16 protein-coding genes are annotated in these 14,030 nt (G+C 70.9%); 2 read left to right on the forward strand and 14 right to left on the reverse strand.

The features are described from left to right. Nucleotides 1–349: 349 nt before the first annotated feature. The 12 genes from HII36_RS19750 to HII36_RS19805 all read right to left on the reverse strand — a co-directional run bounded on the left by HII36_RS19750 (nt 350) and on the right by HII36_RS19805 (nt 10,172). Nucleotides 350–1,291 carry a VWA domain-containing protein gene (locus HII36_RS19750; protein ID WP_173524697.1) on the reverse strand — a complete coding sequence of 314 codons (942 nt, stop codon included), beginning with the start codon at nt 1,289–1,291 and terminating at the stop codon, nt 350–352. Continuing rightward, nucleotides 1,288–2,250 carry a DUF58 domain-containing protein gene (locus tag HII36_RS19755; protein WP_173524698.1) on the reverse strand — a complete coding sequence of 321 codons (963 nt, stop codon included), beginning with the start codon at nt 2,248–2,250 and terminating at the stop codon, nt 1,288–1,290. The genes HII36_RS19750 and HII36_RS19755 overlap by 4 nt, the downstream gene beginning before the upstream one ends. Beyond that, entirely contained in the window at nt 2,247–3,245 is a 999-nt protein-coding gene (locus tag HII36_RS19760) for an AAA family ATPase (protein WP_173524699.1), read from the reverse strand. The genes HII36_RS19755 and HII36_RS19760 overlap by 4 nt, the downstream gene beginning before the upstream one ends. Beyond that, nucleotides 3,242–3,412 (reverse strand): hypothetical protein, encoded by a 171-nt coding sequence (locus tag HII36_RS19765; RefSeq protein ID WP_173524700.1) that lies wholly within the window; start codon nt 3,410–3,412, stop codon nt 3,242–3,244. The genes HII36_RS19760 and HII36_RS19765 overlap by 4 nt, the downstream gene beginning before the upstream one ends. Before the next feature lie 93 nt (nt 3,413–3,505). Further along, nucleotides 3,506–4,339, reverse strand: a complete 834-nt coding sequence (locus tag HII36_RS19770) for an alpha/beta fold hydrolase (RefSeq protein WP_173524742.1) — start codon at nt 4,337–4,339, stop codon at nt 3,506–3,508. A 49-nt stretch (nt 4,340–4,388) separates the two neighbouring features. Then, a complete protein-coding gene (locus HII36_RS19775) occupies nt 4,389–5,111 on the reverse strand; it encodes a DUF2306 domain-containing protein (RefSeq protein ID WP_236003667.1) in 723 nt (240 codons plus the stop codon). 128 nt (nt 5,112–5,239) lie between these two features. Continuing rightward, the gene (locus HII36_RS19780; RefSeq protein ID WP_173524701.1) at nt 5,240–6,382 is read right to left on the reverse strand and encodes a TolB-like translocation protein; all 1,143 of its coding nucleotides are present in this window, start codon (nt 6,380–6,382) and stop codon (nt 5,240–5,242) included. 35 nt (nt 6,383–6,417) lie between these two features. After that, nucleotides 6,418–6,813: a hypothetical protein gene (locus HII36_RS19785; RefSeq protein WP_173524702.1), complete on the reverse strand. Its 396-nt coding sequence runs from the start codon at nt 6,811–6,813 to the stop codon at nt 6,418–6,420. A 189-nt stretch (nt 6,814–7,002) separates the two neighbouring features. Beyond that, nucleotides 7,003–7,968 (reverse strand): NAD(P)-dependent alcohol dehydrogenase, encoded by a 966-nt coding sequence (locus HII36_RS19790; protein ID WP_173524703.1) that lies wholly within the window; start codon nt 7,966–7,968, stop codon nt 7,003–7,005. Between the two features lie 68 nt (nt 7,969–8,036). Then, nucleotides 8,037–8,987, reverse strand: a complete 951-nt coding sequence (locus tag HII36_RS19795; RefSeq protein ID WP_173524704.1) for a permease prefix domain 1-containing protein — start codon at nt 8,985–8,987, stop codon at nt 8,037–8,039. Continuing rightward, nucleotides 8,984–9,322, reverse strand: coding sequence for a PadR family transcriptional regulator (locus HII36_RS19800; protein ID WP_328807788.1), 339 nt, complete (start codon nt 9,320–9,322; stop codon nt 8,984–8,986). Before HII36_RS19800 ends, HII36_RS19795 begins: the two co-directional genes overlap by 4 nt. A gap of 361 nt (nt 9,323–9,683) precedes the next feature. Further along, on the reverse strand, nt 9,684–10,172 hold the full coding sequence (locus HII36_RS19805; protein WP_173524706.1) for a DUF6326 family protein: 489 nt from the start codon (nt 10,170–10,172) through the stop codon (nt 9,684–9,686). 378 nt (nt 10,173–10,550) lie between these two features. Here HII36_RS19805 and HII36_RS19810 point away from each other — a divergent pair, with 378 nt between their 5' ends. Beyond that, nucleotides 10,551–11,225, forward strand: coding sequence for a TetR/AcrR family transcriptional regulator (locus HII36_RS19810; protein ID WP_173524707.1), 675 nt, complete (start codon nt 10,551–10,553; stop codon nt 11,223–11,225). A 438-nt stretch (nt 11,226–11,663) separates the two neighbouring features. Here HII36_RS19810 and HII36_RS19815 read toward each other — a convergent pair whose 3' ends face one another. Next, complete coding sequence (locus HII36_RS19815; protein WP_173524708.1) at nt 11,664–13,049, reverse strand: glycine--tRNA ligase; 1,386 nt, start codon at nt 13,047–13,049, stop codon at nt 11,664–11,666. Between the two features lie 107 nt (nt 13,050–13,156). Then, nucleotides 13,157–13,444, reverse strand: a complete 288-nt coding sequence (locus tag HII36_RS19820) for an antibiotic biosynthesis monooxygenase family protein (RefSeq protein WP_173524709.1) — start codon at nt 13,442–13,444, stop codon at nt 13,157–13,159. A gap of 92 nt (nt 13,445–13,536) precedes the next feature. Here HII36_RS19820 and HII36_RS19825 point away from each other — a divergent pair, with 92 nt between their 5' ends. After that, nucleotides 13,537–13,989, forward strand: a complete 453-nt coding sequence (locus tag HII36_RS19825; RefSeq protein WP_236003668.1) for a DUF6703 family protein — start codon at nt 13,537–13,539, stop codon at nt 13,987–13,989. Nucleotides 13,990–14,030: the final 41 nt, after the last annotated feature.

Genomic DNA, 14,030 nt, shown 5'->3' on the forward strand with positions numbered 1-14,030 from the left:
GGGGCGGGCTCGGCCGCGCCGACGAGCCCTGCCCCGGCCGCGCCGGCCGCCGCGCCCGCGACGGCGCCGCTCAGCGCCGCGACGAGCACCGCGCCGACCAGCATCCGGCCGGTCGGCCCGGCCTTGGGGCGCGTCGGGGACGACGCTTGCGGGGCCGCGAGCGGCGGCCGGTCTCGGGGTGGCTGCGAACTTCCGGGAGACGGCGAGTATCCGAGAGGCGGTGGGCTTCCGGGAGGCCGCGAGTTTCCGGGAGACGGTGGGCTTCCGGGAGACGGTGGGCTTCCGGGAGGCGGTGGGCTTCCGAGTGGCGGGGTGACGAACGCGGGCCCGCTGGGGCGGCCGAGGCCGTTCATGGCAGCCTCGAGAACCACACCATCGAGGTCACCGCCGCGATCAGCGCGAAGACCAGTCCAGCCGCCACGAACCACTGCCATACCTCCTGCCGTTCCGTCCGGTATCCGACCGAGGTGCCGATGTCGTCGTAGACCGCCTGCAGCTCGTCCCCGCTGGCCGCCTCGTAGAAGCCGCCGCCCGCCGTCCTGGCCAGGCCCTGCAGCGACGGCCCGTCCACCGGGACCTGGACCTGTCTGCCCTGGATCTCGATGCTCCCCTCCTGCGTGCCGTAGGCGATGGTGGTGACGGGGACACCGCGCGTCGCGGCGGCCGTGGCGGCCTCGCTCACCGTGCGGCCGGTGGTGTTGGAGCCGTCCGACAGCAGCACGATGTGCGCGGGCGGGGCCTCCGCCTCGGTGTCGAGCGCGGCGATGGCCGCCAGTGAGGAGTAGACCGCGTCCCCGATCGCCGTGCCCGACGCGGTGGTGAGCCGGTCGAGCGCGTTCAGCACCGTCCGGCGGTCCGTGGTGGGCGGCACGGCGACGGACGCCTGCCCGGCGAACGTCACCAGGCCCAGGTTGAACCGCTCGGGCAGCCCGCGGACGAACGCGGTGGCGGCCTGCCTGGCCGCGGTGAACCGGTCGGGCGTGACGTCGGTGGCCTCCATGGACGCCGACACGTCGAACGCCACCATGATCGTCGCCCGTTCCCTGGGCACCTGCACCTCGGCCGTGGGCCGCGCGAACCCGACCACCAGCAGCGCGAACATGCCGAGCAGCGCGCCCGCCGAGACGTGCCTGCGCCAGCCGGGCCGCTTGGGCGCGACCTGGTCGAGCAGATCGAGGTTGGTGAACCTGACCGCGTACGCGCTGCGCCGCCGGGCCATCAGCACGTACGCGACGGCGAGCAGTGCGACGGGGACGAGCAGCAGCAACCACAGGGGCGAGAGCAGCGTCACGCGGCATCACCCCCGTCCGCCGGGCTGCCCGGTGGCGGGTCGCCCATGGCCGGGGCGACGTTGAGCCGGGCCAGTCGGCGTTGCCTCATGACGTGCCGGACCAGGTCGCGCACCCAGTCGCCGTCCGTGCGCAGCCGCAGGTGGGCGGCTCCGGCGCGGCGCAGCCCGGCCTCGATCTCGGCTCGCTGCCCGGCGGCCGCCTCGGCGTACCTGCGGCGCAGCCGGGCGCTGCCGGTGGGCACCTCGCGCCGACGTCCCGTCTCGGGGTCGATCAGCGTGAGCACGCCCACGTCCGGCAGGGTCAGCTCGCGCGGGTCGAGCACCTCGACGGCCAGCACCTGGTGCCGCGCGCTCAGCCGGCGCAACGGCGGCTCCCAGGTCGGCGGGGCGTCCAGGAAGTCCGACACCACCAGGACGAGCCCGCGGCGCCGCACCACCCGCCCCAGCCGGTCGGCCGCCGCGCCCAGCGGCGGCTCGGCCACGCCCGGCGGCGTGCGTGGCAGCGCGAACGCCGCCCGCAGCAGCGCCATCAGGTGCGGCCGCCCGGTGCGGGCCGGCAGGACGGTGACCCCGCCGCCGTGCAGCAGGTGCGCGCCGATCCTGTTGCCGGTGCGCTGGGTCAGGAAGCCGACCGCGGCCAGCGCGGACAACGCCAGTTCCCGCTTCTCCATCGCCGCGGTGCCGAAGTCCATGCTGGCGCTCGCGTCGAGCAGCGCCCAGATCTCCAGCTCCCGGTCGGCGACGAGGTCGCGCACGTGGGGTTCGTTGGTGCGGGCGGTGACGTTCCAGTCCATCCGCCGCACGTCGTCCCCCGGCTGGTAGGCCCGCGCCTCCGCGAGCTCGCTGCCCGGTCCGGGCAGCAGCCCCAGGTGCTCGCCCTGGAGCAGGCCGTCCAGCCGCCGCGTGATCGTCAGCTCCAGCCTGCGCAGGGCGGGCTCGGAGATCAGGTACGACGTCATGCCACGGCTTCCTGGTGGTGGTACCCGGTCTGCTGCGGGGCGATGACCGGCAGCGGCACCGCGGCCACGACCCGGTCCACCAGCCCGCGCGCGGCCACCCCCTCGGCCAGCGCGTCGAAGGAGAGCACCAGCCGGTGCGCGATCACGTCGTGGGCCACGTCCCGGACGTCCTCGGGCAGCGCGTAGTCCCGGCCGCGCAGGAGCGCCAGCGCCCGTCCGGCCGCCAGCAGGCCGAGCGTGGCGCGCGGGCTGGCGCCGAAGGCCAGCAGCCGGCCCAGCTCGGCCACGCCGTAACGCTCGGGCGCGCGGGTGGCGTAGACCAGGCGGACGGCATACTCGGCCACCGCGTGGTGCACGAACACCTCCTCGGCCCGCCGCTGCAACGCGATGAGCTGGTCGGGGCCGAGCACGGTCTGCGCGACCGGCGGGTCGACGCTCATCCGGTAGACGATCGCCAGTTCCTCAGACTCGCTCGGATAGTCCACGTCGATCTTCATCAGGAACCTGTCCCGCTGGGCCTCGGGCAGGTGGTAGACGCCTTCGGACTCGATCGGGTTCTGCGTGGCCAGCACCAGGAACGGCCGCGGCACCTGGTGGGTGACCCCGCCGATGCTGACCTGGTGCTCGGCCATGATCTCCAGCAGCGCCGACTGCACCTTGGCGGGCGCCCGGTTGATCTCGTCGGCGAGCAGCAGGTTGGCCATGACCGGGCCGAGCTCGATGTCGAACGTCTCGGTGGACGGCCGGTAGATCCTGGTGCCGACGATGTCGGACGGCACCAGGTCGGGCGTGAACTGGATGCGGGCGAACGTGCCGCCCACCACCGTGGCCAGCGTCTCGGCGGCCAGGGTCTTGGCTATGCCGGGCACCCCTTCGAGCAGGCAGTGCCCCTTGGCGAGCACCGCCACGAGCAGCCGTTCGACCAGGTGGTCCTGGCCCACGATCACCCGTTTGACCTCGAACAGGGCCTTTTCCATGAGTTCCGGCTCGGTCATGGCTCGACGGTCTTGGCCGGGCAGTCGTCGACGACGACCCGCAGTTCCAGCGCGGCCGGGTCGGCCGGATCGGGGCCGGCGAACGCCGCGCCGCCCGTGCTGAGCAGTGCGGCCCCGGCGATCAGGGCGAACGCGAAACGTCGTGCCGAACGTGATGGCTTACGCATGGGTCCCCTCGTCCCTTCATCGGTTCGAGGCCCATGTCATCAAGTCACCACGAAAAGCCGCGTAACTCCGTCTTTTACACGATTTTTCGGGGCTTACCAGTCGAGCTCGCGCAGGAAGTCGCGGATCGCGGCGTTGACCTGGTCAGGACGTTCCAGCGGCGGCAGATGCCCGGTCGCTGGCAGGTCGAGCCGCCGGGCGCCGGGGATCTCCTGGGTCAGGACGTCCGACACGGCCTGGATGGCGGGCACGTCGGCGAGCCCGTTGACGACCATGGTGGGGACGGCGACCTCGGACAGCCGCCGCGCGGCCGCCAGGTGCCGCTCGGGCACCGGCGGACGGCTCCAGGCCCGCTCGAACACCCGCCGCATCATCGTGAACGCCTGCTGCCACACCTGCGGGTCGAGGTCGCCGATCCCCCGGTCGGGGCCCGCCACCTGCCACAACGTGTGGGCGGTGGCGAAGGCGTCGAGGTCGGCGGGGTCGATGCGCTCCGCCGTGCCGCTGCGGTAGGCGGCCAGCCGGTCGGCCTCGACCGTGCTGTGCACCCGTTCCCGCGCCTGCGCGATCATCTCAGCGGGCCAGGCATGCCCTGACAGACCGGAGGAGATCAGGACGAGCCCGGCCACCCGGTGCGGCGCCGCCAGCGCCGCCTCGATCGCGTACGAGCCGCCCATCGAGGACCCGGCCAGCACCGCCCGCGCCACGCCCAGCCCGTCCATGAGGCGCAGCAGGTCTTCGTGGTGCACCAGCTCCTCGGCCGGATCGGCGGAGTCGCCGTGGCCGCGCCAGTCGTAGGCGATCACCCGGTGCCGGGCCGACAGCTCGGCGACCTGGTGCCGCCACATCCGCCGGTCGGCGATGCCCGCGTGGACGAGCACCACGGGCGGGCCCGCCCCCGACTCGTCGTAGGCCAGACCGTCGATCATCTGCACGTCCTCGACGATAGGCCGCGTGGCCGGTGGCGCCGCGCCGCGTTCACGGACGGCGTACCGGTGTCAGCGACCGGCCCCGCGGCGCCCCGCGGCGGATGACCCATTCGGCCACCAGCAGGTTGATCGCCCAGCCGGCCCCCATCGCCAGCGCCCGGCCGGTCGCGTCGACCTCGCCGACCGTCAGGAACCACGGCACGTGGGTGAACGCCTGCGTGCCCGCGCCCATCGCGATCGCGTACGCGCGGATCATCCACGCCCGGTGCCGCGCGATGTCCCGCCGCAGCACCGCCGCCAGCCCGAGAACGATCGACAACGCCATGACCGAGCTGAACCCGACCCGCATCCCCGCGACGAAGCCGCGGTCGACGGCCGGCACCGCGTAGAACAGCGTCATCCACAGGCCGGACAGCGCCACGACCAGCCCCAACGGGACCAGCAGCCGCCCCGACACCCGGTGCCAGCCCGGCCGCCGGCGGCGGAACCCGCGGGCGAACTGGAAGGCGCCGAGCACGCCGTAGCCGGAGGCGGCGAAGATGTGCAGGATCACAGGCGTGGGCGCGTCGAAGAAGCGTGCGTTCGCGGAGGTGACGTCCGCGCCGGTGAACAGCTCGGTCAGCCGGACGGCCCCGCCGATCAGCGGGACGACGGTGAGCGCGATCAGCCCGGCGACCGCGAGCCGGCCGTCACCCCGGCGAGAGGCGCGCGGACGCGGACCCGGCGCGGTGGCCGCCATCGGGGAGAGCGTCGGATTCGAGAGCTCGGTCATGGAACGATCGTGCAGGTGGAGGCGGTGACGATTCATCGGGCCACCGGCCCGACCCGCGCCCGCCTTAAGCCGACCACCGACTCGTACTTTCGGCCAGGCCCCCCGGCCATGGCCTGCTCTGTGGGCGGTCAGCCGATCGCCGCGAGATCCACGACCAGGAACTTCTCGCCGCGCGAGAACAGGAGCATCCGCCCGTCCCCGCTGGGGAAGTACCTGGTCCCGGCGGACGAGCCGAGGTCGGCCGCGGTCGCCGTGGTGACGTCGTGCAGCGTGGCCCCGCTCGGGCTGTCGGCGGTGACGAACCGGTCCCTGAGCAGCACCTGCGGGCGCGTCGGCGGCAGGGTGAGCGCCGTGCCCTCGGACCCGTCGCGCGCGTGCAGGCCCACCGAGGACGACCGGCCCTGACGGCTGAGGCACCGGGTCACCCCGCACGCCACCACGGCGGCGTCCTGAACGCTCACCCGATCCCGCCGCTCGCCGGTGTCGACGTTGAGCAGGGTCAGGAACGGCACCTGCCGGAGGGCGGCCGGGCCGGGAGATCCGGCCCACGGCCAGGCCAGGATGTGCAGGCCGCGCGTCCCGGGCACCGGCTGCGGCCGGCCACCGGAGAACGGGACCCGGTAGACGCCCTCGCCGCCCGCCGACCAGGCGACCCCTTCCGGCGTGACAGCGAGCGTCGCGATGAGCCCTTCGGCGGATCGGGCGGGCAGCACGGCCGAGGTGACGATCGCCGGCTCGCCGCCCGAGGCGGGCACCGACCAGATGTCCGCGATCTCCCTGCCGTCCTTCTTGCGGCCCGTCCACCAGACGATGCGGTCGCCGTCCGTGGCGAACCCGGCGGCGAAGAGCCTCGTACCGGCGGGAACGGGGACGTCGGCGAGCTTGGCGAACCGTCCGCCGCCCAGGTCGTAGGCGTACAGGCCGTCGGCCTTCTCGAACGACGATTCCGCGGTGACGAGCAGGGTCTTGCCGTCGAGGAGCAGCCGCGGCCGGATCCGGCGCCCGTCCGGCAACGCCATGGGGACCTCGTGCGCCGCCTGCGGCCACACCTCCTCGATCGGCCGCACCTCAGTCCTCTGCACCACAGTGGCGGTACCGGCGGTGCCGACGCCTGCGGTGGAGGGCGAAGGAGCCAGGAAGAGCGCGCCTCCGGCGCCGACGGCCGCCACGAGCGTGACAGCGGCGAGCCCCACGACCAGGCCCCGACGCCGACGCCCGCCCTCATCGGGCATCGGCCGGACATCGGCCAAGGTCTCCTTGATCTCGGGCATGCGAGCGATTCCCTTTCGATGAGAAACGAGGTCGACTACTGAGGGTTCGTCGTCACCCAGACGTCGCAGTTGAGCACCAGAACGCTGCCGTTAGACAGCTTGTCGCGATTACATGCTTGAATCTGCTCAATATAGGAGCCCACCGAGTAGATGTCGCTGGAGCCGGCTCCACTCGTATTGTCGTGATAATAGACCAGGCCAGAATCGCTCTTCTCCCGCAACCTGACGCCGTAACCGTCGGCGTAGAAGTCGGTGACCATCACGTGGGGGTAGCCGGACTCCGTCTCCGGGTAGGTGCTCCAATGCTCACCGTCGCCGGAGTAGTCAGTCGTCTGCGATATTCCAAGAAAGCCGGCCATGGCAGGGCCTTGCAGCACGAGGACGAGGCTCGCACCAGCCAGAACCGCAATGAGCCAGCTCACTCTCTTCATCGGGCCAGCCTCCACTTCTGACGCGAAACCGCATGAGGTGATTCCCGAACAGGATCACCACGCAAAACCTTGGACGATCTCGTTGTGGCTGTCAAGATCAACCCTTCTGCCATTCCGAACTTCACGGCATGGACGCGGATGTGGAAATTTTGATTTTCCGTTCTCCGGCGGCCCAGTTGACGCGTTCGGCTATGGGCGGAGCACTATCTTGCCGCGGGCGTGCTCCCGCTCCATGAGGCGGAGGGCGTCCACGGTCTCGCTGAGCGGATACGTGCGTTCGATCGTCGGCGTCAGCTTGCCTTCTGCGACGAACTCGGCGAGGGTCCGCAGGTCCTCGCTGGTGCTCCTGGTGGTCAGGACGCGGAGCCGCTGCCGGACGAACGGCGTCAGCCCGACCGTGGCCAGCAGCCGGGGTATGGGACCGAGCACAGGCCCGCCCGCGCTGCTGGAGGCGATGAAGATCCCGCGGGGGGTGAGAACCCGGCGCAGTGCCGAGATCGGGTGGTTGCCGACCATGTCGATCAGCACGTCGAAGCGGCGCGTGCCCCGGGTGAAGTCCTCGCGGGTGTAGTCGATCACGTGGTCGGCGCCGAGCGAGCGCACCAGTTCGACGTTACGGCTGCTGCACACGCCGGTCACCTCGGCGCCGAGCGCCTTCGCGAGCTGCACGGTGAACGTGCCGACCCCGCCGGACGCGCCGTTGACCAGCACCGACGTGCCGGGCCCAACGGCGCCGAGGCGCAGCCCCTGCAAGGCGGTGCTCCCGGCCACGGGTAATGTGGCCGCCTGCTCGAACGTCACCTGCTCCGGCTTCCTGGCCAGGCGTTTCACCGAGATCGCGACGTACTCGGCGAAGCCGCGCTGGGCCGTCTCGCCGAAGACGTCGTCGCCGATCTGGAGGTCTTTCACGTCCGGGCCGAGCTCGGTCACCGTGCCCGCGATGTCGCGTCCCAGGACGGGGATCTTCGGCCGGCGCATCCCGAACGCCAGGCGCAGCAGGCGCGGCGTGCCGCGCATGGTGAGCAGGTCGGCGTGGTTGAGCGCGGCGGCGCGCACCCGGACCAGCACCTCGCCCGCGGCGGGGACGGGACGGTCGACGTCGGCGTGCCGCACGACGTCGGGCGAGCCGTATTCCTGATAGACGATCGCTTTCATGCCGGTCTCCTGGTTCGTGGTTCAGCGACACGGGGGTGGGGCGATTGGTTCAGGGACGCGCGATTGGATCAGCGACGTGCGGCGCGGGCGATGCCGTCGATGACGGTGAAGACGATCGTGAGGGCGGACATGACGATGAGCGCGGTGTTGATCCAGGTGGTCGCGCTCTGCGGCCAGGCGGCGGCCTGGGTGAAGGCCGGGTTGAGCACCCGGTCGCCGGCGGCGAGCCAGAGCAGCGCGATCGGGCAGGCGATCTCGACCAATGTCCCGGCCACGGCGAGCGGAACGCTCCATCGGGCGTAGTGCTTGGCGTAGGCGACGGCGAGGTTCACCGTCACGAGGGCGATGAACGCGTACACGAAGCCGGTCTGCCACAGCCACGGCGCGAACAGGCCGATGGGGGCGCCGGCGGCGTCGGTCTCGGTGCTGATCACCGGCGAGAGCAGGATCAGGGTGGCGAACAACACCATCGCCACGGTGTAGGTGATCAGCTCGCCGTAGCGGGCGCGGCGGGTGGGTGGCTCGGGGAGCGCGTCGGGCGTCCAGCGCCTGGCGGGCGCGCGGCGTCCGGCGACGCGTTCGATGATCGCGAACAGCAGTGTCGTCCAGCAGACCAGGTGCGCGGCGGTGCCGAGCGCCGCACCCAGCGTGCCGCCGACCAGGTCGAGCGCGCTCTCCCCGCGCAGCCCCTGGACGAGTCCGACCGCGACGGTCACCGCGGGCACGATGGTCACGAGCAGGGCGGTCAATAATCGGGTGTAGTCGAGGTAGAGCGCCGGGCCGATGAGCTGGAGCGGACGTTCCGCGTAACCGGCCGCCAGCCTGGCCGGGTCGCCGAGCTCGGTGAGCACCGCGAACTCGGCCTCGGCCCGGTCCCCACCGGCCTCCATCCGGTCGTCGACGGCGTCGGCGATCGAGGCCCGCAACTCGCGTTCGATGTCAGGCCGCTGGCCGTCAGGCAGACGGCGCAGGATCGCGGCGACGTAGCGGTCGGTGAGCGTGCTCGCGGTGGTGGTCATGACGCGCCTTTCAGAGAGCGGAGTATGGCGTCGAGCTCGTCCCAGTCGCGACTGAGCGCGGCGGCGAGCGCGGCGCCCCTGTCGCTGGTGCGGTAGAACTTGCGCGGCCGGGACTCCTCGGTGTTCCAGTCGCTGGTCAGCAGACCCTGCTTCTCCAGGCGGCGCAGGAGGGGATAGAGGGTGTTGGCGTCCACGGCGAGGCCGGCGCGGGTCAGGCGGTCGAGCAGCGCGTAGCCGTAGTCGGGGCGGTCGAGCATGAGCAGGCAGGCCAGGACGACGGTGCCGCGCCGCAGCTCCTGGAGGTGGGTGGCGAGCAACTCATCGTCATCGTGCACACGCCACACGATACTGTGCGGCACACACTATTGCAATGAGCACGACATAGGACGGGATCGTTCGCCGGCGGCGCGACAGGTTGGATCCACTCGACGGCGTCCGCCAGGCGATCGTCACGGAGACTCGCCCACCCGTCTGGAGGTCGAGGCGGCCGGGGATGTTCGTCGCTTTTTCGGAGTGCGTTACGCAAGCTGACGCCCTTTCGCTGTTGCGGTCGGCCGGCCGGAGGTCTGCTGGACGGTCAGCCACCGTTCGGCCTGCGGGCGCGGCCGGCGCGGACACCGGACCGCTCGTGAACAGCCGCGACTGAGCTGGTCACGGACGGCCCGGTGGCCGCGGCGGCGGGCTTTACCCGGACACCTACTGCCCAACGTCCTGCCGAAGATCGGTCGTCGCGAGACCGGCCGGGACGGCGGGGGTTCGGGGCCAGGTCCAGGCGGAGCGCAGGATGAAGGCCAGGAGCAGCACCTCGATCCCGATGGACAGGCCGTAGAAGGGGGCCCAGCTCCAGGACTCCCCTGCCGCGTTGAACACCGAGTAGGGGATGTAGAGCGATGCGACGACGAGGTTCGTGGCGCGGTTCACCCGGGCGGGCAGCGTCATGGAGAGCATCACCATCAGGGCCGGGATCGCCACGGACGCGAGCATCACGGTCAACAACGTCGGGCTGATGTCGAACTCGAAGACGACGCCGGCGCGGAGGTTGTCGATGACGCCGGGCTTGTGGAGGTGGAAGTAGTCGACGTAGATGTAGAGGAACATGAAGCTGGTCCATGCGGCGGCGAGCTTGGCCTGCACGGGGACCGGCGGGTTGTCGAGCAGGTTCGGGGTTTTCGTTCGGCTGGTCATCGGTTCTTCTTTCGAGAGGAGCGGTCCCTGCGCCGGAGTGGCGGCAGGGATGCACCGAGGCCGCGCCCACCTGGACGAGCACATCGCCTCGACCGGGCAGCGGTAACCCGGACCTCGGACGACTCGAGCGCTGAGGGCAGGCCGTAGCGGTGCCGGTCGGCGGCCCGCATCGTCGTCGCCCCGGCGGACTCGCCCCCGGCGCCGGGCGCGCGCCGGCACTCGATCGCCGTTCGATTCCCGCAGCAGCCTCCTCACGTCCGAGCTGCGGCTCTCGCTGGTTCGTACATCGTACGTCGTACACCGTACGAAGAGTAGTACGCTGTACCATGACCGTGCGCTGAACGATTGTCAAGGCGTTCGAGGGAGCGAGGAGACCCGTTGTCTGCGAGGGAACGACGCCAGGTCGCGTCAGATGCGGGGCTGAGCAAGGAGCGGGTGGTGGCCGAGGCGGTCCGGCTCGCCGACCGCGAGGGGGTCGGCGAGCTGAGCATGCGTCAGCTGGCTCGCGCGCTCGGCGCGGGCGCGATGTCGCTCTACTACTACGTGGCGAGCAAGGAGGAGTTGCTGGACGCCATGATCGACGTCGTGTTCGAGGAGATCGAGCTACCGCCCGAACAGACCGACTGGCAGTCAGCGATGCGACGGCGGGCGATATCCGCCCGGCAGGTTCTCGCACGCCACCCGTGGGCGATCAGCCTGATGGAGTCGCGGACATCGCCGGGGCCCGCGAACCTCCGCCACCGCGAAGCGGTCACCGCCTGCCTGCGAAGGGCCGGCTTCCCGGTCTTGATGGCGACGCACGCCAACTGGGTGCTCGACAGCTACGTCTACGGTTTCGCCCTGCAGGAATCCAGCCTGCCGTTCGACACCGCCGATGAGTTCGCGGACATGACCGAGGACGTCTTCCTGCCCCAGCTTCCTCCTGACGAGTTCCCCTACCTCAACGAGTCCGCCGCGGTGCTCGCCGCTGCCGGCTTCGACCCGGCGAAGGAGTTCACCTTCGGCCTCGACCTCGTCCTGGCCGCCCTCGAGCCCTTGAGAGTGCCTACGTAAGGAAGCCCGTCTCGCTGGTCCGAGCGAGCCGGCTCACGCCGCCGAAGCTCTCGCTCATTCCGGAGCCCCGTGTCACGTGGCCGAAGGTTCATCTGGCCAAGAAGACCGAGCCAGGCAACCGGCCCGGGAGCGCGAGGGACCGGCAGGTCCCTCGCCGGGGGTGTGGGGGCGTGCCCCCACACAACACAGCCTGAGCCCCGTGGCGCGAAGCGCCCCCAGGGCGAAGCCCATGCCTTTCGCGGGGGTCGAAGGGGGCGGAGCCCCCTGGGAGACGCAGCCTGAACCCCCGAGGCGCGAAGCGCCCCCCAAGGGGAAGCCCATGCCTTTCGCGGGGGTCGCTGGGGGACGCGGCCTGAGCCTCCCGAGGCGCGAAGCGTCCGAAAGGCGAAGCCCACGCCTTTCGGGGTGAAGGGCGTGGGCTTCTAGGGTTTGGACGGGTCAGTCGTTCAGGTGCTGCCTGAGGTAGGAGTCGACCTGGTCGATGGAGATGCGTTCCTGCGCCATCGAGTCGCGCTCGCGAATCGTCACCGCGTGATCTTCCAGCGTGTCGAAGTCGACGGTGATGCAGAACGGGGTGCCGATCTCGTCCTGGCGGCGGTAGCGGCGGCCGATCGCGCCCGCGTCGTCGAACTCCACGTTCCAGCGCTTGCGCAGCTGCGCGGCCAGGTCGCGGGCCTTCGGCGACAGGTCGGCGTTGCGCGACAGCGGCAGCACCGCGGCCTTGACCGGGGCGAGGCGGTGGTCGAGGCGCATGACCGTGCGCTTCTCCAGGACGCCCTTGGCGTTGGGCGCCTCGTCCTCGCTGTAGGCGTCGAGCAGGAAGGTCAGCGTGGCGCGGTCGACGCCGGCCGCCGGCTCGATGACGTACGGGACGTAACGCTCGCCGGTGTCCTGCTCGAAGAAGCTCAGGTCGACGCCGGACGCCTTGGAGTGGGCGGTCAGGTCGAAGTCGGTGCGGTTGGCGATGCCTTCGAGCTCACCCCACTCCGAGCCGGCGAAGTTGAAGCGGTATTCGACGTCGACGGTGCGCTTGGAGTAGTGGGACAGCTTGTCCTTGGGGTGCTCGTACAGGCGCAGGTTGTCCTTGTTGATGCCCAGGTCGGAGTACCAGCGGAAGCGCTCGTCGATCCAGTACTGGTGCCATTCCTCGTCGCTGCCGGGCTTGACGAAGAACTCCATCTCCATCTGCTCGAACTCGCGGGTGCGGAAGATGAAGTTGCCCGGCGTGATCTCGTTGCGGAACGACTTGCCGATCTGGCCGATACCGAACGGGATCTTCTTGCGCGCCGACTGCTGCACGTTGAGGTAGTTGATGAAGATGCCCTGCGCGGTCTCGGGACGCAGGTAGGCCAGGCCGGATTCGTCTTCGATCGGGCCGAGGTAGGTCTTGAGCAGGCCGCTGAACTGCCTGGGCTCGGTGAAGGCGCCCTTGTTGCCGCAGTTGGGGCAGGTGATGTCGGCCAGGCCGTTCTCCGGCGTCTTGCCGTTCTTCTCCTCGTACGCCTCGACGAGGTGGTCGGCGCGGAAGCGCTTGTGGCAGGACTGGCACTCGGTCAGCGGGTCGGTGAAGGTCTCGACGTGGCCGCTGGCCTGCCACACCTCGGGCGCCAGGATGACGCAGGAGTCGAGGCCGACGACGTCGTCGCGCGACTGGACCATCGACAGCCACCACTGCCGCTTGACGTTGTTCTTCAGCTCGACACCCAGTGGACCGTAGTCCCACGACGCGCGAAGTCCGCCGTAGATCTCGCTCGACGGGTAAACGAGCCCGCGGCGCTTGGCGAGGCTGACGATGGTGTCCATGACGTCTGTGCGTCGTGCCATTTTGGTTGCGTCTCTTTCCGGCTGGAGGTCGGCGAGGATGGATTGATGAGATCCCAGCTTAGGGGACACCCGCCCGCCCTCGCGCGCGAGTATCCGGCGAGGGAGCGCTACGTCCCGTCTTGCGTGTACACGTCCTCGAAGGCACTCGGCTCGTTGACCATGAGGATCATGAGGGGATACATCGCCATCCGGGCGGCGGACAGCGCCCTGCGGTAGAAGCCGGCGCCCTCCCATTCGCTGACCAGCGCCCACAGGTTCGGCTCGTCCACCGAACGGGCGAGCCTGCCCCGCTGGTATCCGGGCTGCGCGGCGAGCGTGTCGAGGATGGCGTGGCCCTGCTTGATGAAGTCTTGGGATTGGGACTCTGGAACGGTGTAGCGGATCACGGCGAGCACGTTCACCAGGATGTCAGACGATCAACCGCCGCCGCGCGATTCCCGGCCACTGCCAGGTCCGAGCCGAGGCCGCCGGCGGCTAGGCTCAAGCCGTGGCCACCTCCGAAGAAGACCGCCGCAGGCATCCGCTCGCCCAGCCCGCCGCGTCCCGTGGTCCCGGTCCCAAACGGCCCGCCGCCCGTCCGGGCCAGGGCAAGAGCCAGGGCCGGGGAGGCAAGCGGCCGCTGCCCGCGGGCGAGCAGTTCTTCACGCCCGGCGCGACCGGGCTGCGCAAGGCCGTCGAGCAGCGCAGCGCCACGCCGATGGCGTTCCTGTTCACGCAGGTGCCGAGGTGGGTGGCGCCGGCCGTCCTGGTGATCCTGCTGCTGGCCGGGTTCGCGGTGCCGAACTGGCTCGGCGGGCTGGCCGTGCTGCCGGTGATCGCCTTCGTGGGGTGGCTGGCGTACCTGTCGTGGCCGTCGCTGGGGGTCGGCGGGAAGCTGCTGCGGGTGGCCATGCTGACGTTCCTGACCCTGCTGGTGGCCACCCGGTTCGGCGCGTTCTAGCCACCGCCCCGCGCAGACGACCCGCCCCGCGCAGGCAGTCC

Source organism: Nonomuraea antri, assembly GCF_013283785.1.
GTDB classification, from domain to species: domain Bacteria; phylum Actinomycetota; class Actinomycetes; order Streptosporangiales; family Streptosporangiaceae; genus Nonomuraea; species Nonomuraea antri.